Origin of the sequence: Eubacterium uniforme, assembly GCF_900167115.1 — a bacterium.
Classification (GTDB): domain Bacteria; phylum Bacillota; class Clostridia; order Lachnospirales; family Lachnospiraceae; genus Eubacterium_S; species Eubacterium_S uniforme.
Genome location: NZ_FUXZ01000020.1, coordinates 1 through 20,390 on the forward strand (window position 1 = coordinate 1; position 20,390 = coordinate 20,390).

Annotated in this window: 17 protein-coding genes, 1 tRNA gene and 1 pseudogene; 17 read left to right on the forward strand and 2 right to left on the reverse strand. The window is 31.2% G+C overall.

Annotation, left to right across the window (positions count from 1 at the left end):
* From B5D16_RS11730 to B5D16_RS11765, 8 genes are all read left to right on the forward strand, one after another.
* Positions 1 to 243: IS30 family transposase (locus tag B5D16_RS11730; RefSeq protein WP_143405123.1), on the forward strand; the 243-nt coding region annotated here is incomplete at its 5' end.
* Between the two features lie 241 nt (positions 244 to 484).
* A complete protein-coding gene (locus B5D16_RS11735) occupies positions 485 to 2,254 on the forward strand; it encodes a chitobiase/beta-hexosaminidase C-terminal domain-containing protein (protein ID WP_078767171.1) in 1,770 nt (589 codons plus the stop codon).
* Between the two features lie 98 nt (positions 2,255 to 2,352).
* Positions 2,353 to 3,249, forward strand: coding sequence for a sulfide/dihydroorotate dehydrogenase-like FAD/NAD-binding protein (locus B5D16_RS11740; RefSeq protein WP_078767172.1), 897 nt, complete (start codon positions 2,353 to 2,355; stop codon positions 3,247 to 3,249).
* Positions 3,249 to 4,628 carry an NADPH-dependent glutamate synthase gene (gene gltA, locus B5D16_RS11745; protein WP_078767173.1) on the forward strand — a complete coding sequence of 460 codons (1,380 nt, stop codon included), beginning with the start codon at positions 3,249 to 3,251 and terminating at the stop codon, positions 4,626 to 4,628. The genes B5D16_RS11740 and gltA overlap by 1 nt, the downstream gene beginning before the upstream one ends.
* A gap of 169 nt (positions 4,629 to 4,797) precedes the next feature.
* Positions 4,798 to 6,336 (forward strand): leucine-rich repeat protein, encoded by a 1,539-nt coding sequence (locus B5D16_RS11750; RefSeq protein WP_159444381.1) that lies wholly within the window; start codon positions 4,798 to 4,800, stop codon positions 6,334 to 6,336.
* 259 nt (positions 6,337 to 6,595) lie between these two features.
* Positions 6,596 to 7,729 (forward strand): helveticin J family class III bacteriocin, encoded by a 1,134-nt coding sequence (locus B5D16_RS11755; protein WP_143405124.1) that lies wholly within the window; start codon positions 6,596 to 6,598, stop codon positions 7,727 to 7,729.
* 125 nt (positions 7,730 to 7,854) lie between these two features.
* Complete coding sequence (locus B5D16_RS11760; protein WP_078767176.1) at positions 7,855 to 9,081, forward strand: helveticin J family class III bacteriocin; 1,227 nt, start codon at positions 7,855 to 7,857, stop codon at positions 9,079 to 9,081.
* Positions 9,082 to 9,099: 18 nt separating this feature from the next.
* Positions 9,100 to 10,047: a leucine-rich repeat domain-containing protein gene (locus tag B5D16_RS11765; RefSeq protein WP_078767177.1), complete on the forward strand. Its 948-nt coding sequence runs from the start codon at positions 9,100 to 9,102 to the stop codon at positions 10,045 to 10,047.
* A 39-nt stretch (positions 10,048 to 10,086) separates the two neighbouring features.
* Here B5D16_RS11765 and B5D16_RS11770 read toward each other — a convergent pair.
* Positions 10,087 to 10,169: transfer RNA gene (locus tag B5D16_RS11770), tRNA-Leu, on the reverse strand.
* Between the two features lie 118 nt (positions 10,170 to 10,287).
* On the opposite strand from B5D16_RS11770, the gene B5D16_RS11775 reads away from it, so the two are divergent.
* From B5D16_RS11775 to B5D16_RS11815, 9 genes are all read left to right on the forward strand, one after another.
* Positions 10,288 to 10,638: an anti-sigma factor gene (locus tag B5D16_RS11775; RefSeq protein ID WP_078767178.1), complete on the forward strand. Its 351-nt coding sequence runs from the start codon at positions 10,288 to 10,290 to the stop codon at positions 10,636 to 10,638.
* A 47-nt stretch (positions 10,639 to 10,685) separates the two neighbouring features.
* Positions 10,686 to 13,349, forward strand: a complete 2,664-nt coding sequence (polA, locus tag B5D16_RS11780) for a DNA polymerase I (RefSeq protein ID WP_078767179.1) — start codon at positions 10,686 to 10,688, stop codon at positions 13,347 to 13,349.
* A 99-nt stretch (positions 13,350 to 13,448) separates the two neighbouring features.
* Positions 13,449 to 14,027 carry a dephospho-CoA kinase gene (coaE, locus tag B5D16_RS11785; protein WP_078767180.1) on the forward strand — a complete coding sequence of 193 codons (579 nt, stop codon included), beginning with the start codon at positions 13,449 to 13,451 and terminating at the stop codon, positions 14,025 to 14,027.
* Between the two features lie 3 nt (positions 14,028 to 14,030).
* On the forward strand, positions 14,031 to 14,834 hold the full coding sequence (locus B5D16_RS11790) for a GTP pyrophosphokinase (protein WP_078767181.1): 804 nt from the start codon (positions 14,031 to 14,033) through the stop codon (positions 14,832 to 14,834).
* A 46-nt stretch (positions 14,835 to 14,880) separates the two neighbouring features.
* Positions 14,881 to 15,558, forward strand: coding sequence for an HAD family hydrolase (locus B5D16_RS11795; RefSeq protein WP_078767182.1), 678 nt, complete (start codon positions 14,881 to 14,883; stop codon positions 15,556 to 15,558).
* A gap of 58 nt (positions 15,559 to 15,616) precedes the next feature.
* A complete protein-coding gene (locus tag B5D16_RS11800) occupies positions 15,617 to 17,554 on the forward strand; it encodes a YgiQ family radical SAM protein (RefSeq protein ID WP_078767183.1) in 1,938 nt (645 codons plus the stop codon).
* A 34-nt stretch (positions 17,555 to 17,588) separates the two neighbouring features.
* Complete coding sequence (locus B5D16_RS11805) at positions 17,589 to 18,374, forward strand: SDR family NAD(P)-dependent oxidoreductase (RefSeq protein WP_078767184.1); 786 nt, start codon at positions 17,589 to 17,591, stop codon at positions 18,372 to 18,374.
* Between the two features lie 46 nt (positions 18,375 to 18,420).
* Positions 18,421 to 19,434 (forward strand): RluA family pseudouridine synthase, encoded by a 1,014-nt coding sequence (locus tag B5D16_RS11810; RefSeq protein ID WP_078767185.1) that lies wholly within the window; start codon positions 18,421 to 18,423, stop codon positions 19,432 to 19,434.
* Complete coding sequence (locus B5D16_RS11815) at positions 19,415 to 19,948, forward strand: Holliday junction resolvase RecU (RefSeq protein WP_078767186.1); 534 nt, start codon at positions 19,415 to 19,417, stop codon at positions 19,946 to 19,948. The genes B5D16_RS11810 and B5D16_RS11815 overlap by 20 nt, the downstream gene beginning before the upstream one ends.
* A gap of 232 nt (positions 19,949 to 20,180) precedes the next feature.
* On the opposite strand, the pseudogene B5D16_RS12605 reads toward B5D16_RS11815, so the two are convergent.
* Positions 20,181 to 20,390: pseudogene (locus B5D16_RS12605) on the reverse strand (IS110 family RNA-guided transposase); the annotation flags it as partial.

Here is a 20,390-nt window from a genome sequence, read left to right on the forward strand (position 1 = left end):
CATGAGGGGGATAGAGTTGAAATATATTACTGCCATCCGTATTCATCATGGGAAAGAGGCTCTAATGAAAATGGCAATAGGTTTATTAGGAGAATAATTCCTAAAGGAAAAGATTTTGATAAAATTACGAGTGATAAAGTAAATAAAATTGAATATTGGATGAATAATTATCCTAGAAGAATGTTTGGATTTAAAACCGCAGAAGAATTATACCAGAAAGAATTAAGAAAATTAGCATCATAGTAAAAATAATCAAAACGAATGACAGTTTTTAACCACTTTAAAAATATATGCAAAAAAACTTGCAATTATCAATTTAGTAGATTATAGAATATATGATTGAAAATATAATGGATTTATGGTATAGTTGTGTGTGAATATGCGGTAATAGGCGCATTTTTACACACAGCTTTTTGTTTATACGAATAGGAAAGTGTTTAAAGTTGTTACAATACGGGAAGAACATTATAAAGGAGAATACACCATGAGATGTAAAAAATGTGGTGAGGAATATAGACCAGGTCAAACATTTTGTTTGAGATGTGGTTCTCCAATTGCTGATAATAAACCAGTGTATTTAGATGATTTTGATGAATACGATGATTATGATGATGATTTAGATGCAACAATTGGTGAGTTAGATGTTCCATATGATGATGAGCAGGCTTTAGCTTCTGGTGATACAGAGGATTTAGGTGAGCTTTCATCAGGAGAATTTAGAAGATTTCGAACCAGAGAGAACTATCGTACTGATAATGTTGTTAATAATAGATACAATAATAATTTCGACGATGATTATGAAATGCCAGATTCTGAAGATAATTATAGTACGCCATATGATGACGATGATGATATTTATGAATCTGCAAGAAAACCTAGAAATTCTAGAAATGATGGTAGAAAGCCACAGAACAGAAAGCCAAGTACAAATGCTAGAAAAACTAATGGTGGAAGTGATAACAAGAAACGTAAGAAAAGTGCATTCAGTAATAAGTATGTAAAAATCTTGATTGGTTTACTTGTTGTCCTTGCTCTTGTGGGAATTGTATATGGTGTTTCTACATTGATTATAAAATCCAGTGATAAAGAAGAGTTTAATAATTTCTATGACAAAGGTTATAAGTATGAAGATAACTCGGAATATGAAGCTGCGATTAATATGTATAATAAAGCATCTAGGTATGCATCAGGTCAGGAAGAACAGATTAAAGCATATGAAGGTATGTGGAGATGCTACCAGCAGATGGATGGACAGGAATCTGAACAGATTAAGATATTAAAGAAACTTATTAGTATTGATGATAGTAATGTCTCATATTATGAGGCGTTGATATTGCTATATCAAAATACTGGAAATTCTGATAAGATTCAGCCACTTATAGATTCGGCTAAAAATAGTAAGGTTAAGAATGCGTTAAAGAACTTTGACTCTGCTAAACCAGTTCCGTCTATTGAACCAGGTATTTATAATAAGTCAATTTCAGTTGCCTTATCATCACTTGAAGGTTCAAAGATTTATTATACTTTAGATGGTACGGATCCTACTACAAGTAGTGATGTTTATGAAAATAAGTTTAAGTTTAAGAAAAACGGAACTTATAAGATTAAAGCATTTGCTGTATCTAAAGATGGTAGTGTTAGTGAAGTTCTTGAAGCAGAATATGTAATTGAAAAAGGAACTACAGATCCGCCTAATATTACACCTGATTCAGGTGAGTATACTGATGAGACTGAGTTAACAGTGGAAGTACCTGATGGAATTACAGTTTATTATACTGAGGATGGTACAGAACCAAGTAAGAAGTCTAAGAAGTATGTTAAGAGTGATAAGATTACTATTCCAGAAGGCAATAGTATTTATAGATTTATCGCTTATAATGAGGGCGGCGTTGCAAGTGAAATTGTAACAAGAGTTTATTTATTTAAGCCACAGTTCGCATGCTCATATGATAATGCTAAGAGTATATTAGTTTCATATTTAGCTAACAACGGAAAACTTGATAGTGAAGAGTTATATAAAGAAGATGGCTCTATAACATATGTAACATCAAAGGGTATTCAGACTAATGAATCGACTAATGATGATGGATCAAAGAAATATACTCATTATTACATTATTGAAGTTGAACATAAGGATGCAGATGGAAATTCAACTTTCTCAGGTCTATATGCAGTAGGATGTGATAGTGGTAATAATGGTAAAGTTTATGGTGCTAAAGGTAGCAGTGGCAACTATAGCATCTCAAAAGAATAAGTTTATAAAACCTGTTATTTTGTAGGGGAATAACAGGTTTTTATGAGACTGTTAAGTCTATAGAAATGTATAAATCGTTAGATTGAAAGGAAAATGAAATGTATAAGATTTTAAAGGCAGAATCTCTTAATGAGAATATTGTTTTGATGGATATTGAAGCACCTAGAATTGCTTCATCATGTCTTCCAGGACAATTCTTAATTGTAAAGATGGATGAAAAGGGAGAGAGAATTCCACTTACAATTTGTGATTATGACAGGGAGAATGGTACAGTTACAATAGTATTCCAGGTTGTTGGTGCATCTACTAAGAAGATGGCAACGTTAAAAACTGGTGATAGCATGATGGACGTTGTAGGCCCATTAGGTAGACCTTCTGAACTTATTTTAGAAGGTGCTGATAAACTTAAGGCTGAAAATAAAAAGATTTTATTTGTAGCTGGTGGTGTTGGTACAGCTCCAGTATATCCACAGGTTAAATGGTTACATAAAAATGGAATTGACTGTGATGTTATTGTTGGTGCTAAATCAAAAGAAATCCTTATCTTAGAAAAAGAGATGGAAGCAGTTGCAGGTAACCTTTATGTTACTACTGATGATGGTTCATATGGTAGAAGTGGTATGGTTACTGATACGATTAAGTACTTAGTAGAAGAACTTGGAAACAAGTATGATGTTTGTGTTGCAATTGGTCCTATGATTATGATGAAGTTCGTTGTATTACTTACTAAGTCACTTGATATTCCTACAATTGTTAGTTTAAACCCTATTATGGTTGATGGTACAGGTATGTGTGGTGCTTGCCGTGTTAAGGTTGGAGATGAAATCAAATTCGCATGTGTTGATGGCCCAGAGTTTGACGGTTTCTTAGTTGACTTTGATGGCGCTATGAAGAGACAGCGTATATATAAGACTGAAGAAGGCAGAAAGATGCTTGCTTTAGAAGAAGGAGATACACATCATGGTGGATGTGGACACTGCGGAGGTGATAAGTAATGGATATGTTTAAGAAGATTCCTGTTAGAGAGCAGGACCCACAGGTTCGTGCTACTAACTTTGAGGAAGTATGTTTAGGATATAATGAAGAAGAAGCTAAGTTAGAAGCTTCTAGATGTCTTAATTGTAAGAATGCTAGATGTGTACAGGGATGTCCTGTAAACATTAATATTCCAGCATTTGTTGAACAGGTTAAGAATGGTGACTTTAAGAAGGCTAGTGAAATTATTGGTTTATCATCAGCTCTTCCAGCTATCTGTGGTCGTGTATGTCCACAGGAGACACAGTGTGAAGGCGTTTGTGTAAGAGGTATCAAAGGCGAAGCTGTTTCAATTGGTAAACTTGAAAGATTTGTAGCTGACTGGGCTAGAGAGAATAAAATCTATCCACAGGCTCCGGAGTCAACTAACGGTAAAAAGGTTGCTGTTATTGGTTCAGGTCCATCAGGTCTTACATGTGCTGGTGACCTTGCAAAACTTGGTTATGAAGTAACTATTTTTGAAGCATTACATGAAGCAGGTGGTGTACTTGTTTATGGTATTCCAGAATTCCGTCTCCCTAAGGAGAAAGTAGTAAAAGCTGAAATTGAAAATGTAAAGAGACTTGGTGTTAAGATTGAAACTAACGTTATTATCGGTAAGTCTGTTACAATAGATGAACTTATGGATAAAGAAGGTTTCAGTGCTGTATTTATCGGTTCAGGTGCTGGACTTCCTAAGTTTATGAATATTCCTGGTGAGAATGCTAATGGAGTATTCTCTGCTAATGAATATTTAACAAGAAGTAACCTTATGAAGGCATTTGATGATTCATATGATACACCAATCGTACCTGGTAAGAAGGTTGCTGTTGTTGGTGGTGGTAACGTTGCAATGGATGCTGCTAGAACAGCTAAGAGACTTGGTGCAGAAGTTCATGTTGTATATAGAAGATCAGAAGAAGAACTTCCAGCAAGAGCTGAAGAAGTACATCATGCAAAAGAAGAAGGTATTATCTTTGACCTTCTTACAAATCCAACAGAGATTATTTGCGATGATAATGGTGATGTTACTGGTATGAAGGTTGTTAAGATGGAACTTGGTGAACCAGATGCATCAGGAAGAAGAAGACCTGTTGTAATTGAAGGTTCTGATTATGTTATCGATGTTGATACTGTAATCATGGCACTTGGTACTAGTCCAAACCCACTTATTTCATCTACAACAGAAGGTCTTGATATTAATAAGTGGAAATGTATCATTGCTGATGAAAATGGCAAAACAACTAAGGAAGGTGTATATGCAGGTGGTGATGCAGTTACAGGTGCTGCAACAGTTATTCTTGCTATGGAAGCTGGAAAAGTTGGTGCTAAGGGAATACATGAATTTCTTAGCAAATAATTAGTGTTAATGCTAATAAATAAATATCTAAAGATAATACATAAAGGCAAATGAGATTAGTTCGTTTGCCTTTAATTATTTTAGAACTAAGAGCATGAATACAAAAGGATTATGTGAAAGGTTGGAAAAAGAAATGATAAAAAAAGGAAAAAAACTATTATCTATAGTTATGAGTTCTATTATGGTTTTATCGGCATTTGCTGAAGGTGATTATACACAAAAAGTTTATGCTGATGAAAATGATAAAGTTAAAACGTACTATAGTAGTGTAAAGCAATATGTTTATGATGAAAAGAATAATAAAGGGTTTTATATGACACCTGATGAAGAAGGAAAATACCCATTGTTATTTTTATTTCATGGAAGTGGATATGGAACAATTGGGATAAATAAGCATTATTTAAATGGTTACCTTTGTGGTGAAACTGATGAAAATGGAACTTATCTTGTTGAAAGAAATCTTACAAAGAATAAGATTATTTGTTATATGAATAAATGGATATCTTTAGGATATGCTAATCCATACACCATTGTTTTACCTGAGATAGATAAAGTAGCAGATCCAGATTATGGTGTTGAAGATTATAGAAGATATCTTATGAATGATAATGGATTTTCTAATCTTTATGCAAAGATAAATAATAAAGAAGTTGAATATGCAGATAGTATTGATTATACAAAGGATTACTCCGTGTCAGGCTATTCAATGGGTGGTTCTAGTGCATTATACTTAGGTTCAAAATATAAGGAAATAATTACGAATGTAGGAGCTGGTAGTCCTTCTACTCAGTATTACTTAGAAGATGGCGGTGGCTGGATTGGAAAAGAGAGTAATGTAACATTCACTGAAAAAGAAGGTGCTCATCTTTTTATGGGATATGGCTTGGATGAAAGTAAGGATTTTGAAAATAATACAAATAGATATTTAAGTGCATTTGAAAATAATAAGGGTGATAATCCTAATAGTTTTAAAGTGTATGGGAAATATCATGGTAAACATGACTGGCCTACATTTGGAAGAGAGTTATTTAATTTCTTATATTACTTAAAATATAATGAACTTCCAAGTGAAGAAGTTATTGAACAGGCTTGTTCAGATGCAGATATTGAGGCATTTGCTCCTAAAGAAAAAACTAATGATGAAGAAAAGAAAGAAGAGAATAAAGTAGAAAAAAAAGATAAATCAAACATTAATTCATCAAGTAATTCAGCAAATACAACGAAAAAAGTTGAAGCAAAGATTGAGATAAAAAAGGGCTTAGTGTTTACAGATAAGAAAACATCCGCGGTTTATAAAATTACTAAAGTAAATAAGAGAAAAGAAGAAATACTTGGTGGAGAAGTTACTTTAGTAAAAACAACAAATAAGAAGGTGACTAATTTAAAAATCTCAGAGAGAATTAAGTTTGATGGTATTGGATTTAATGTTGTTAAAGTAGGAAATAAAGCATATAAGAATTGTAAAAAACTTAAAAAACTTATAATTGGAAAAAACATAAGAATAATTGGTAAAAATGCATTTAAAGGATGTAAGAAACTTAAGAGAGTAGAGTTTCGTGGAGATTTGATTAAGAAGATTGGTAAGAATGCATTTGCTGGTTTAAATAAAAAAGTTAAGTTTTCTGCATCAATAAGGATATATGAAAAATACTTTAACTTGATTAAGAAATCTAACAAGAAAAAGAAGAAAAAAACATTTAGTATATAGTAAAAAAGTGGGTAATAAATTGATGATTTATTACCCATTTTTTTATGCATATCATGTTGATTCTTATACTTAAAAAGAGTATACTAAATATATTAAGAAGTACGGATAAAATTGAATATAATGTAAAAGGGTTTTTTAGGATTTTTAGGAGGTTTTATTGAAACGTTGTAGGAGAAGGATAGCCATATTTTTGGCTTTTATTTTGGTATTGTTTTTTGGGATTTTTAAGGATTCAATAATATTACGGGCTCAACAGTTTGTGGAAGAAGGAATACTCAAGGCTTTGCTTGAAGAAAAAGAATATAATGAAAATTTCTATGATGAAGAGCCAGAGTTTTATGAAAAGTTTGATTATACTAGAAACGAGAGTGTTAAATCCATTAAAGTTGATGATGGAGGAGATACAGTTATTAGATATTCTACTTCAAATGTAAATGGGGATAATTTGAAGTATGAATATAAAATAATCAATATTTCTGGAATTACATTAGGAAAAGAGTTGTATGAGCCGGCAATTCAGAAATCGTATTTAGGCGATAATTTTTTATTTTATATACAAAGATTAGAGAATACCTTATATATTTCAAGAGTAGAATTACCTAAGGACGGGAATGTTATAGATGCTTCTAAAGCATCTAAGATGATTTTGAATAACTTCGGTCATAGCCAGGTGTTAGAGTATTTTTCACATAAAGGAAAATCATATTTCTGGATAGGCTGTAAGGGATCAGATGAGGATTATAATTGGAGTACTCAGCTTGCGAGAGTTGAGTTTGTACCAGGACAAATAGTAAATTATAAATCTTGTAAAAGATTATCTTCGATTAGTTATGCTAATGAATTAGGAACTTCGATTGGACCTATAAGAAGAGTTGAAGCAGCATTATCAACAGATAAAAAGCATTTGCTGATATGGGCAAGAACTTATCAGATAGATGATGAAGGTAATAGAGGATATTATAAAACAAGATTTTCTATATATGATGCAAAAGCAGTTAATGATGCATTAGACGAAAATTTAGATAACAAATACTTACCTTGTACGGATGAGAGGGTTAAGTCAGCATGTGTTTCATCATTTGAGTATGTTCCAGGAGATTCATCGGCAGATGATTTAAGATATGGATCTAATCAAGGATTAGAAATTAATAATTCTAAGCAGATTTTATTAGTTAGTGAATCAAGAAGCAAGGGACAAAGTCAAGGTAAATACATATATAAAATCAATTCATCAGGAACTATATTAAGTAGAACTTTATTAACAGGTTATATGATGGGAGCTGGATCTGTTACAGAGATGGAAGGATTACAGATAAAGAGATATAAGATGTATTTTGCCCTTAAGGATTATTCGCTTGATGGAAATGTACATTATATCTATAGAATAGAATAACTATATTTATAGTATTTAGTAGTAGTTTAGTTTTGAATTTTTTATGTGATTATTTTAAATATGTGATAATACTAGTTGAGAAATAAATGTTTTATTTATAAAAATATGTTTATGGGGGTGAGATGATGTTGAGAAGAACAATTTCTATTATGGTGATTTTAATCATGGTTTGCTGCGTGTTAAACTGGAATAGTGGTTTTGATGTTCGTGGTGAAGAATATGATGAAGCTATAATAAAAGCGTTGGAAGAAGAAAGGTATTATAATGAAAACTTCTACGATGAAGAACCAGAGGATTACGAAGAATATGATTATAATTCATGTGATGCGGAAACTAGTATTAATGAACTAGGGGAGGCTAATCTAAGATATACAACAACAAATATTAATGGGGATAATTTGAGTTATGATTATAAAATTACGAATATTCCATCAATTAATTCGTCTAATCCGGCTATTCAGAAAACGTACATAGGGGATAATTATTTATTTTATATTCAAAGGCAAGGGACAACATTATATTTGTCGCGTGTATCACTACCAACATCAGGAAATGTGATTAATGCATCTGGTGCATCTAGAATGACTCTTACAAATTTTGGACATAGTCAAGTGCTAGAATATTTTTCTTATAATGGAGAATCATATTTTTGGATAGGTTGTAAAGCTTCTTCTGAATCTTATAATTGGAGTACTCAATTAGCAAGAGTGAAATTTGTTGCAGGTGGGACAACAGATTATACAGCCTGTAAAAGATTGTCATCTATGAACTGTGCAAATCAAACTGGAACATCATTAGGTACTGTTAGAAGGGTTGAGGCAGCGTTGTCAACGAATAAATCGTATTTGTTGGTATGGGTAAGAACTTACCAAATTGATGAAAATGGGAATAAGAGTTATTATAAAACAAGATTTTCGATATATAATGCAACATCTGTAAATAATGCTCTTACTGCTTATACAGCTTCAAATCATGTGCCATGTACAGATAGTAGTATTAAGGCTGCATGTATTTCTTCATTTGAATATGTACCAGGTGATTCATCTGAAGGGGTATTAAGATATGGATCGAATCAGGGATTAGAGATTAATAACTCAAAACAAATTTATGTAGCAAGCGAGGCAAGAAGTAATGGACAAAGTCAAGGGAAATACATATATAAGTTAAGTTCATCGGGGACTATATTAAAGAGAGTATTTTTTACAGGAAATACAATGGGAGTTGGTTCTACAACGGAGATGGAAGGATTGCAAATAAAAGATTCAAAGTTGTATTTTGCTTTGAAGGATCATTCGAGTGGAATAAATAATATACATTATATATATAAGATTGATCCAAGCTACTTTGATTAAAGTTAGGAGGTGTTAATTATGAGGAATAATAAAATAATTAGAAAAATATTATGTTTGATAATGATATTTGTTTTATCTGTTAATGTTTCGGCTAGTGAAACCGTTAATGTTAAAATTAATAAGAAAACAAATACAGCCATTGTTAGTGGTAAAGGTGCTATGGCTAAAAAGATGACATATGCTGGTAATAAAAAAATTAAGAAGGTTATAATTAAGAATAAGGTTACATCAATTAGTGCTGGAGCATTTAAAAATTGTAATAAATTAAAGAGTGTTAAATTTGGTAAAAAAGTTAAAAAAATAGGTAGGTTTGCATTTGCTGGAACGCAGATAAGAAAACTTACATTACCAAAAAGTGTAAAGAATATAGGTATAGGGGCATTTCAGACAAAGAAGTCAATAAAAACTGTGAAGATGCCTGGGAAGATAAAGACAAAGACTGTTTTGGATTATGAAAAACCACTAGTGATTTCAAATGCAGATAATATTAGTTTTACTACTAATTTGAATTTGGATACTTTACTTTATGTTAATGCTAAGAATTATAAAGTTTCTGATAAAGACAAAAATTATAGTAGTGAAGATGGAGTAGTCTATTCAAAAGATGGAAAGAAAGCAGTAAGACTTCCTAATAGAGAAAAAGTTGAAATAAGTAGCAAATGCGAAGAGTTTGATGTTTTTTCATATATGTATGCATATTTTTATGGCGATGATTATTATGAGTTTGAATGTGATAAAGTTAAGGAAATTGTTATACCTAAGTCAGTAACTAAAGTTACAGATGGTTGTGATACTGGTAAACTTTATTATGATTATGGTATGTATAAAGATAAGGCAAATATTGAAAAAATAGAAATTAAAAATTTAGAATTAGATGAATCTAGTTTAGAAAAACTGGAAAGTGTATTTGCTAATGGATGTGAGGTTGAAAAAACAGAAACAAGTATTATATTGAAAAAGAAATAATATAAAAAAAGGCTTATGCATATGCATAAGCCTTTTTGATGCGGATAGAGGGACTCGAACCCTCACGGAGTCACCCCCGGCAGATTTTGAGTCTGCTGCGTCTGCCATTCCGCCACATCCGCAAATTTACGACTTATAAATGATACCATTTATTTATGAATATGTCAAATGTTTGAAAGAAAGCCTAAAATATGGTAAAATTTAGTGGTGGAAGGTTAACTTTATTTAGAGGAAAAATAGATGGATTGTAGAGAGTTTCATATTCATATAAATGATTTTTTAGATAATAAAATAGATGATGAAAAAACATTGGAAGAATTTGTTGAGCATGCCAATAGTTGTGATACTTGTAAGGATGATTTAGAAATCTATTATGCAGTTGCTAGTGGCCTTGATAGTGAAGCAAAGGGAACTCAGTATGATTATGACTTTGAGGGTAAATTGAATACAATCATTGATGATTATAAGGAGGACTTTGATATAAATTATAAGGTTCGATTTTTTAGTAAAACCTTGTTCTTTATAGCAGAGTTTTCTCTTGTTGTATCATGTGTTTTAATTGTATTGAATTATTTGAGATTATTGTTGTGATTTTTGTGAATTAAATAATTATAGATTATATTTTTGAAAGGTTAGTTATGGCAAAATTACTTTTATTTGATGGACATAGTATTATGAATAGGGCTTTTTATGGTGTTCCTGATTTTACAAATTCAGAAGGAATTCATACAAATGCCATATACGGATTTTTGAATATTTTATTTAAGGTACTTGATACAGAAAAACCAGATCACATTGCAGTTGCTTTTGACGTTCATGCTAAGACTTTTAGACATGAAAAGTATGAAGAGTATAAGGGGACTAGAAAACCTATGCAGGATGAATTAAGACAGCAGATTCCTCTTATAAAGGAAGTCTTAAAAAGTATGGATATTTCTGTATTTGAAATGGCTGGGTTTGAAGCTGATGATATACTCGGAACTCTTTCTCTTGATGCTGAGCAAAAAAGCATGGAAGTTACTGTTGTATCAGGTGATAGAGATTTATTACAGCTTGCATCAGATAAAGTTAAGATTTCAATGCCTAAAACAAGTAAAGGTGTAACAACAGTTGAAGATTATTATGATAAAGATGTTGTAGAAAAGTATAAAGTTACACCAAAACAGTTTATAGATGTTAAGGCTCTTATGGGTGATAGTTCTGATAACATAAAGGGCGTTGCTGGTATTGGTGAAAAGACAGCAACTAATTTAATTGTTACATATGGTTCAATTGATGGCATTTATGAACATATTGAAGAACTTAAAAATGGAAGAGCTAAAACTAATTTGATTGAAGGTAAGGAAGATGCTTACTTTTCAAGATTTTTAGTAACAATAAAAAGAGATGTTCCTATTGACTATAAGATGGATGATTTAAAGATTGTAAACTTTTATACAGCCGATGCTTATGAATATATGAAGCGTTTTGAGTTTAAATCATTCTTACAAAGATTTGATTTTGATTCTAGTGAAGTGGAGGTAAATTATGAATTTGCTGAAGTTTCTGATTTTAATGAAGTTGTAGATCTTTTAGAAAAGATGAAAAAATCAAAGGAATTAGCTATTAGTATAATTAAAGAGAATGGAGAAAGTGTTGCGCTATCCTTATGTGATGGAAGTGATAAAGCGTACTTTATTCCATTTGAATATTTTGTTACTGAAGATATGGTGTTTTCATCACTTGCTGAAATTGATCCTAATAAAACACATATTGTTTCGATGTCAGTTAAGGATCTTTTAAAAGATATTGATTTTAAATATAAAGAAGATGGTGTTTCTATAAAGGATAGCAGTAAGTCGTTTGATGATGTATCAATTATTGCATATCTTTTGGATCCACTTAAAAATGAATATACATATGATTCAATTGCAAATAATGTACTAGGTATAAATGTACCTGCAAGAGAAGAACTTATCGGAAAAAATAAAATTAAGGAATTAATGTATAGTGACAGAGATAAGGTTTGTAAACTTGCATGCTTTGAAAGTTTTGTATGTGCACATGCATATAAGGAAGCCAAGAAAAAACTAGATGAACTTGGTATGTTAAAACTATATGAAGATATTGAAAGACCACTTTTATTCGTACTTAATGATATGGAGAAAGAAGGCATAAGAGTTAAGAAGGAAGAATTGGTTTCATATAGTGAAAAGTTAGCTCAGTCAATTGAAGTTATAGAAAAGAAAATATATGAAGAAGCTGGTGAAGAGTTTAATATAAATTCTCCAAAACAATTGGGAGTTATATTATTTGAAAAGTTGGGAATGCCTGGTGGTAAGAAAACTAAAACAGGTTATTCGACTAATGCATCAGTTTTAGAAAAGTTAGCAGCTGATTATCCTTTCGTTAATGATATTTTGGAATATAGAAGTCTTACAAAGCTTAAATCTACTTATGCTGACGGACTTACAAATTATATTGCAGAAGATGGAAGAATTCATGGTAAGTTTAATCAGACTGTTACAGCAACCGGAAGACTTAGTAGTAATGATCCTAATCTTCAGAATATTCCAATTAGAATGGAATTAGGTAAGGCTATTAGAAAGGTATTCGTTCCTAAGGATGGATATGCATTTGTTGATGCAGATTATTCTCAAATTGAACTTCGTATACTTACACATATGTCAGGTGATGAGGTTTTAATTGAGAGTTATAAAGAAGATGAGGATATTCATAAGATAACTGCTTCAAAGGTGTTTAATGTTCCACTTGATGAAGTTACTAAGGAACTTAGAAGTAGGGCTAAGGCGGTTAATTTTGGTATTGTTTATGGTATCAGTTCTTTTGGACTTGGTGAAAATATTGGTATTTCACGTAAGGAAGCTGATACATACATAAAGGAATATTTTAAAACTTATCCAGGTATTGAAGAGTTTTTAAATCATTTTATTACTGAAGCTAAGGATAAAGGTTATATTAAAACTATGTATGGTAGAATCAGACCAGTTCCTGAAATAAAATCAAGTAACTTTATGCAAGTAAAGTTTGGTGAAAGAATTGCAATGAATTCTCCTATACAGGGTAGTGCTGCAGATATTATGAAGATTGCAATGATTAATGTTTATGATGAATTAAGAAAGAGTGGTCTTGATGCAAAAATACTAGTTCAGGTTCATGATGAAATATTAGTTGAATGTAAGAAGAAAGATGCAGAAAGAATTAGTAAGTTATTAAAAGATACTATGGAGAGTGCTGCTAGTTTATCAGTAGATTTGGAAGTTGAAGTAAATACTGGTGATAACTGGTTGGATGCTCATTAGTAATAGTTAGTAGTAAAATGTAACTAACTACTTTATGAATATTTAAATATATTTATTATTAAATGTATTTATTATTAAATAAATTTTTGAGGAAATGAAATGATTGTTGGAATTACAGGTGGCATTGGAAGCGGTAAATCAGCTGTGCTTGATATTTTAAAGGAAGAATATGGAGCACATATTATAAAGGCTGATGATGTTGCTAAGGATGTCATGGTTAATGATAGCGAGTGCGTTAGTAAGATTAAGGAGGCATTTGCTGATGAGAGTTACAATGAGGATGGCTCATTAAATAAAGCTTATATATCAGGGGTGATATATAAGGATGAGAGTAAAAGAGAACTCATTAATAGTATTGTTCATCCAATTGTGCAAAGAAGAATTATTGATGAAATATGTAATGTAAGGAATAAACTAATCTGTATAGAGGCTGCACTTTTAATTGAATCGGGTTATACAAGTATGTGCGATGAAGTGTGGTATGTGTACTGCGAAATTAATGAACGAAAGAGAAGGGTTCTAAGTAGCAGGAATATGACAGAGGAAAAGTTTAATAGTATTGTGAAAAGTCAACTTAGTGAAGAAGAATTTAAAATTAATACAGATAAGTTGATAAACAATAGTTTTGATAAAGATTTTACTAGAAAGGAAGTACAAAGAGTACTCGTATGGGGGTAGATTATGGAAACGAAATTATGGAGAGAGAAATTAAATCCTTATGAACTTGCGGTTGATGAATTATTAGTTAAGTTCAACCATATTATTAAGGAACATAGGAGCAAGGGATTATATTCTCCTATTGAACATGTATCGGGAAGAGTTAAGAAGTTATCAAGTATAATTGAAAAGATGCAAAAGAAGAATGCAACTTTTGAAAACATAGATCAGTATGTAGAAGATATAGCTGGTCTTCGTATTATATGTCAGTTTGTTGAGGATATAGATAGAGTTGTCGAACTTATAAAGCAACGTACTGATATGCAAGTTATTACTGAAAAAGATTATATTACTAACATTAAGGAAAGTGGTTATAGAAGTTATCACATGATAGTTTTATATACAGTTCAAACGATGGATGGTAATAAGAATATTAAGGTTGAAATTCAGATAAGAACTATGGCTATGGATTTTTGGTCAACAGTAGAACATTCACTTCAGTATAAGTACAAGAAGAATATTCCTGTTGAAATTAAGGAAAGACTTCATAATGCTTCAGATGCGATTATAGCTCTTGATAGTGAAATGTCAGCCATTAGAAATGAAATCATGGATGCTCAGAATGAGTTCCAGATTAAAGCTAATATAGTTGCAGAGATTCTTAATAACATACAGAATCTTTTCAATGTAGCAAATGAACGTGAAATTGTTAAAATTCAGGATGAGTTTTATAGAATTTACTCAACAGCTACAATCGATGAACTTAAGACATTTTCAAGAGAACTTGATATTATATCTGAGGGTTATAGAGCACAGGGAGTTAATTAGTTACGTATTAATTTGATTATAAAAATTTGATTTATAGGAAATTAAAATGAATAATAGTACTTTGGATTTAAAAAACATAAAAGGTGTTTTCTTTGACATGGATGGAACAATACTTGATTCCATGTGGTTATGGAAAGCAATAGACATAGAATATTTAAATAGATTTGGATGCGAATATCCTGAAGGATTGCAGGAAGAAATTGCAGGTATGTCTTTTCATCAGACAGCTAATTATTTTAAGGAAAGATTTAAAATAGAAGATGATATTGAAAAGATGAAGGATGACTGGAATGAGATGGCTATGGATAAATATAAGCATGAAGTTGGCTTGAAAAAAGGTGTCTTGTACTTTTTAAATATGTTAAAAGAAAAAGACATTAAAATGGCCATAGGAACAAGTAATTCAGTTGAACTTACAGATGCTGCACTTGATAGTACAGGAATAAGAGATTACTTTGATGTAGTTCTTACAGGTAGTGAGATTTTAAAAGGAAAACCTGATCCATATATTTATCTTGAGTGCGCCAAAAGAACTGATTTAAATCCTGAGGATTGTGTGGTTTTTGAGGACATAGTTTCAGGGATTAAGGCTGGAAAGAGTGCAGGCATGAGAGTTATCGCTGTTGATGATGAATTTTCAAGGTCAGAAGTTAATATGAAAAAGAGTTTAGCGGATAAATATATTTATGATTTTACGGAAATATATGATTGCTTTGATGTATAGAGTTATAAAGTATCAATATTTATTTTATTTTTATGAATACTATTAGAATAGGTGATTTATGAGAGATTTTTTACCAATATCAAAAAAGGATATGAAAAAAAGAGGATGGGATGAATGTGACTTTGTATATGTTATAGGGGATGCATATGTTGACCATCCTTCTTTTGGACATGCTATTATTAGTAGAGTCCTTGAATCTTTTGGTTATAAGGTTGGTATCATTTCTCAGCCAGATTGGAAAAACAAAGAAAGTATTAATATACTTGGTAAACCCAGACTTGGATTTTTAGTTATGGGTGGAAACATGGATTCCATGGTAAACCATTATTCTGTTTCTAAGAAAAGAAGAGCGGTGGATGCATTTTCTCCTGGCGGTGTCATGGGCAAAAGACCTGATTATGCTACGATTGTATATTGTAATTTAATTAGACAAACATATAAGGATGTACCAATTATTGTTGGTGGTATAGAAAGTAGTTTAAGAAGATTATCACATTATGATTATTGGTCAAATAAAGTTAAAAGATCACTTTTACTTGATAGTGGTGCAGATTTGCTAATTTATGGTATGGGTGAAAAAAGCGTTGTAGAAGTTGCAGATGCTTTAAATAGTGGAATTGATGTTAAGGATATTACATATATAGATGGTACGGTTTATAAAACTAAGGATTTAGAGAACGTATATGATTACACCATGCTTCCAACATTTGATGATGTGGTTTTAAGCAAGGAAGAATATGCAAAGAGTTTTTACATACAGTATCAAAATACTGATCCATATAGTGGAAAGAGATTAGTTGAAAAATATAAGGATTATTTATATGTTGTACAAAATCCACCAGCTAAACCCTTAACACAGATGGAAATGGATGATGTATATGATTTACCTTATATGAGAACATATCATCCGTCTTATGAAAAAGATGGAGGAATACCTGCCATATCTGAGGTTAAGTTTAGTTTGGTAAGTAATAGAGGATGCTTTGGAGGATGTAATTTCTGCGCATTAACATTTCATCAAGGTAGAATAATACAAACTAGAAGTCATGAATCAATTATCAAAGAAGCTAAGTTATTAGTTGATGATAAAGATTTTAAGGGGTATATTCATGATGTAGGTGGACCTACAGCGAATTTTAGACATAAGGCATGTAAGAAACAGGAAACACATGGAGCTTGTCCTAATAAGCAGTGTTTATTCCCTAAGCCTTGTAATAATTTATATGTGGATCATAAGGATTACATATCATTATTACGTAAGTTAAGAAAAATTCCTAAAGTAAAGAAAGTATTTGTTCGTTCGGGTATTAGATTTGATTATCTTATGGCTGATAAAGATGATACATTTTTAAAGGAACTTGTGGAGAATCATATTAGTGGACAGTTAAAGGTTGCTCCTGAACATATATGTGATAATGTTTTAAATCTTCTTGGAAAGCCATCTAATAATGTGTATGAGGGTTTTGTTAAGAAGTATGAACAGATGAATAAGAAACTTGGTAAAAAGCAATTCTTAGTACCATATCTTATGTCATCACATCCAGGTAGTACATTAGAGAATGCAATTGAACTTGCAGAGTATATTAGAGATATGGGATATTTACCTGAACAGGTTCAGGATTTTTATCCAACACCTGCAACTATTTCAACTTGCATGTATTATACTGGACTTGACCCTAGAACCATGAAGAAGGTTTATATCACTTCATCACCACATGAGAAAGCAATGCAAAGAGCATTAGTTCAGTATAGAAAGCCTGAAAATTATGATTTAGTAAAAGAGGCTTTACTTAAATGTGGTAGAAATGATTTAATTGGATTTGATAAGAATTGTTTAATTCCGCCTAGAAAGATTGGTGGAAATGGAAAGAATAGTAAAAAAGAAGGTTCGAATAATAAAAAAGTGAAGAAGGATAATTTAGTTAAATCGGTTAATAAAAAGAAGCCGAATAAAACTAATAATAATTCTTCACATAAAAAGAAGAGAAGATACTAAAGATTAGTGATTAATGCATAAAGGAGGGTTTAGTATGAGAATTATAATAATTACTGGTGCTTCATCAGGTATGGGAAGAGAGTTTGCCAGACAGCTTGATGGGTATTTAGAACATATTGATGAGTTTTGGCTTATCGCAAGGAGAACAGATAGATTACATGAATTAGCTAAAGAGTTAAAGAAGGATTGTAGAATCTTTCAATGTGATTTATCACAGAGAAGTTCAATGGTTGAACTTATACAGGAATTAGAAACAAAGAAACCTAAGGTTAAAATGTTAATTAACTGTGCTGGATATGGTAAAACTGGTAAGTTTGAAAAACTTAATTACCAGGATGTTACTGGTATGATTGATGTTAACTGTAGAGCGCTTAGTGCACTTACTTATAGTGTACTTTCATATATGTGCTCTAATTCAAGAATCATAAATCTTGCATCTGTAGCTGCATTTATGCCACAGCCTGAGTTTTCAGTTTATGCTGCATCAAAGTCTTATGTTCTTAGTTTTTCAAGAGCACTTAGAAAGGAAATTGACGATAGAGGAATCTGGGTTACAACAATATGTCCAGGACCTGTTAATACAGAATTCTTTGATGTTGCTGATAAGAAGAATAAAGAATCATGGTATAAATCAAAGTTTATGGTTAGATGTGAGGATGTAGTTAACAGAGCACTTTATGATAGCTTAAAGAAAAGGGATATTTCAATTTATGGTATTCCAATGAAGTGTATGTATGTACTTTCAAAGGTATTTCCACACAGAATCTTAACAAAGATTATTCATAAATTAAATATGTATAATTCGGATGAGAACGTATAAAATGTTTGGTTTGATAATAAATATGTAGAATAATAGTAGGACAGATATGAAACAATTTTCCATTAATACAAATGAAGCGGGACAAAGGTTTGATAAATATCTTTTTAAATTATTAAAAGAAGCACCTTCAAGTTTCGTTTATAAGATGCTTAGAAAAAAGAATATTGTTTTAAATGGCAAGAAGGATGATGGTAAATCAATTCTAAAAGAGGGCGATGTTGTTAAAGTGTTTTTAGCTGATGATACATTCGATAAGTTTTCAGGTGTTAAAAGTAATGTTGCTGATACTTTTATTAATGTTAATGATGGTATTGATTTTAATTCATATATTATATATGAAGATGGTGATGTGATACTTATTAATAAACCATCTGGTGTATTAAGCCAAAAGGCAGAAGATAAGGATGTTTCCATTAATGAAATGGCTATATCATATATGCTTAGTAGTAAAATGATACTAAGTGATGAACTTAATACATTTAAACCTTCAATTGTAAACAGACTTGATAGAAATACTTCTGGTATGATTGTATTTGGAAAAAGTCTTAAGGGAATACAAATTCTTTCTGAAATGTTTAAAGAAAGAAGTGTTGATAAGTATTATTTAACAATTGTTGAAGGCGTTATTGATAAGGAACAAACCATAACAGGTAAGATAAATAAGGATGAGAAGAATAATAAAGTAGTAATTGTTAATGAGGATGAAAAAACAGATAAAAAGTTTGATTATATTAAAACTGGGATTAATCCAATAGCTGTTTCAAAAGATAATAAGTATTCTTTATTACAGATTAAATTATATACTGGTAAAACTCATCAGATTAGAGCTCATTTATCAAGCATTAATCATCCGATTATAGGTGATGGTAAGTATGGTAATGTAAAGGTAAATGATTATTTTAGAAATAAATATAAATTAAGAAATCAATTATTGCATTCATATAAATTAAAATTTTATGATTGTGATTTGCAAGTTAAGGATAAGGAATACACTGCAAAGATTCCTGGTGTATTTGCTAAGATTTTAAAAGGAGAGTTTGATGGCAACGTGGAATTCTAGAGGACTTAGAGGTTCTAAATTAGAAGATATGATTAATACAACTAATGATGTATATATGGAAAAAAGATTAGCCGTTGTACAAAAAATTCCAACGCCTATTACTCCTGTAAAAATGGATAATGAAAGCAGACATATAACACTTGCTTATTTTGAAAAGAAAAGTACAGTTGATTATATTGGTGTTGCTCAGGGGGTACCAATTTGTTTTGATGCAAAGGAGTGTGCAAAAGAGACTTTTCCTATGATGAATATTCATAAACATCAGATCGAATTTATGGATGAATTTGAAGCACAGGGTGGTATAGCGTTTATTATTCTTGAATTTACAAATCTAGATGAGATGTATTATGTGCCACTTAGAGACATATTTAAGTTTTATAATCGAGCAGAAAGTGGTGGAAGAAAAAGTTTTACCTATGATGAGGTTGATAAATCATATAGAATCAGATCTGCTGGAGAAGCTAAGGTACATTATTTAGAAATGGTGAATAAGGACTTGCAGAGTAGAGACTGATATAATGTAATTGACAAGTGTATTTGGGCATGGTATATTCTTAAAGTATTTTATTGAGGGGTGTGGGAAAACCACATCCTTCTTTTTTACTATATTTTATTAGACTAGCCTGCAAATAAAAAGTCAAGGCTAAATTTATAAAAATTGAAAATTAAATATAGGTTGGGAAAAGGCATTAAAAGAAGACCACCACATCAGTGCCGGTCTGATCAGGATCATTTATTAGTTATGATTAATCTGAAAGAGTCGATAGATATTCGGTAACTCGTCCATAGTAGACTCGTAAAAACTTATTTGCTCCAGCAGTCATATAGACATAGTACGGTTTACCTTGAGATCTTTTCTTATCAAGAAATTGATATACCGGATCGTCTATCGGAGCTGTTTTTATAAGTACATCCATTATCTGAAACAGAGTCTTTCGAAGATCAGCAGAACCTCT

Excerpts from the sequence above, each read along its gene's own strand:
- B5D16_RS11810 (WP_078767185.1), top strand. The coding sequence starts at position 18,421 with ATGAAACAATTTTCCATTAATACAAATGAAGCGGGACAAAGGTTTGAT.
- B5D16_RS11765 (WP_078767177.1), top strand. The coding sequence starts at position 9,100 with ATGAGGAATAATAAAATAATTAGAAAAATATTATGTTTGATAATGATA.
- B5D16_RS11735 (WP_078767171.1), top strand. The coding sequence starts at position 485 with ATGAGATGTAAAAAATGTGGTGAGGAATATAGACCAGGTCAAACATTT.
- B5D16_RS11800 (WP_078767183.1), top strand. The coding sequence starts at position 15,617 with ATGAGAGATTTTTTACCAATATCAAAAAAGGATATGAAAAAAAGAGGA.
- B5D16_RS11775 (WP_078767178.1), top strand. The coding sequence starts at position 10,288 with ATGGATTGTAGAGAGTTTCATATTCATATAAATGATTTTTTAGATAAT.
- gltA (WP_078767173.1), top strand. The coding sequence starts at position 3,249 with ATGGATATGTTTAAGAAGATTCCTGTTAGAGAGCAGGACCCACAGGTT.
- coaE (WP_078767180.1), top strand. The coding sequence starts at position 13,449 with ATGATTGTTGGAATTACAGGTGGCATTGGAAGCGGTAAATCAGCTGTG.
- B5D16_RS11805 (WP_078767184.1), top strand. The coding sequence starts at position 17,589 with ATGAGAATTATAATAATTACTGGTGCTTCATCAGGTATGGGAAGAGAG.
- B5D16_RS11790 (WP_078767181.1), top strand. The coding sequence starts at position 14,031 with ATGGAAACGAAATTATGGAGAGAGAAATTAAATCCTTATGAACTTGCG.
- B5D16_RS11795 (WP_078767182.1), top strand. The coding sequence starts at position 14,881 with ATGAATAATAGTACTTTGGATTTAAAAAACATAAAAGGTGTTTTCTTT.
- B5D16_RS11815 (WP_078767186.1), top strand. The coding sequence starts at position 19,415 with ATGGCAACGTGGAATTCTAGAGGACTTAGAGGTTCTAAATTAGAAGAT.
- polA (WP_078767179.1), top strand. The coding sequence starts at position 10,686 with ATGGCAAAATTACTTTTATTTGATGGACATAGTATTATGAATAGGGCT.
- B5D16_RS11760 (WP_078767176.1), top strand. The coding sequence starts at position 7,855 with ATGTTGAGAAGAACAATTTCTATTATGGTGATTTTAATCATGGTTTGC.
- B5D16_RS11750 (WP_159444381.1), top strand. The coding sequence starts at position 4,798 with ATGAGTTCTATTATGGTTTTATCGGCATTTGCTGAAGGTGATTATACA.
- B5D16_RS11740 (WP_078767172.1), top strand. The coding sequence starts at position 2,353 with ATGTATAAGATTTTAAAGGCAGAATCTCTTAATGAGAATATTGTTTTG.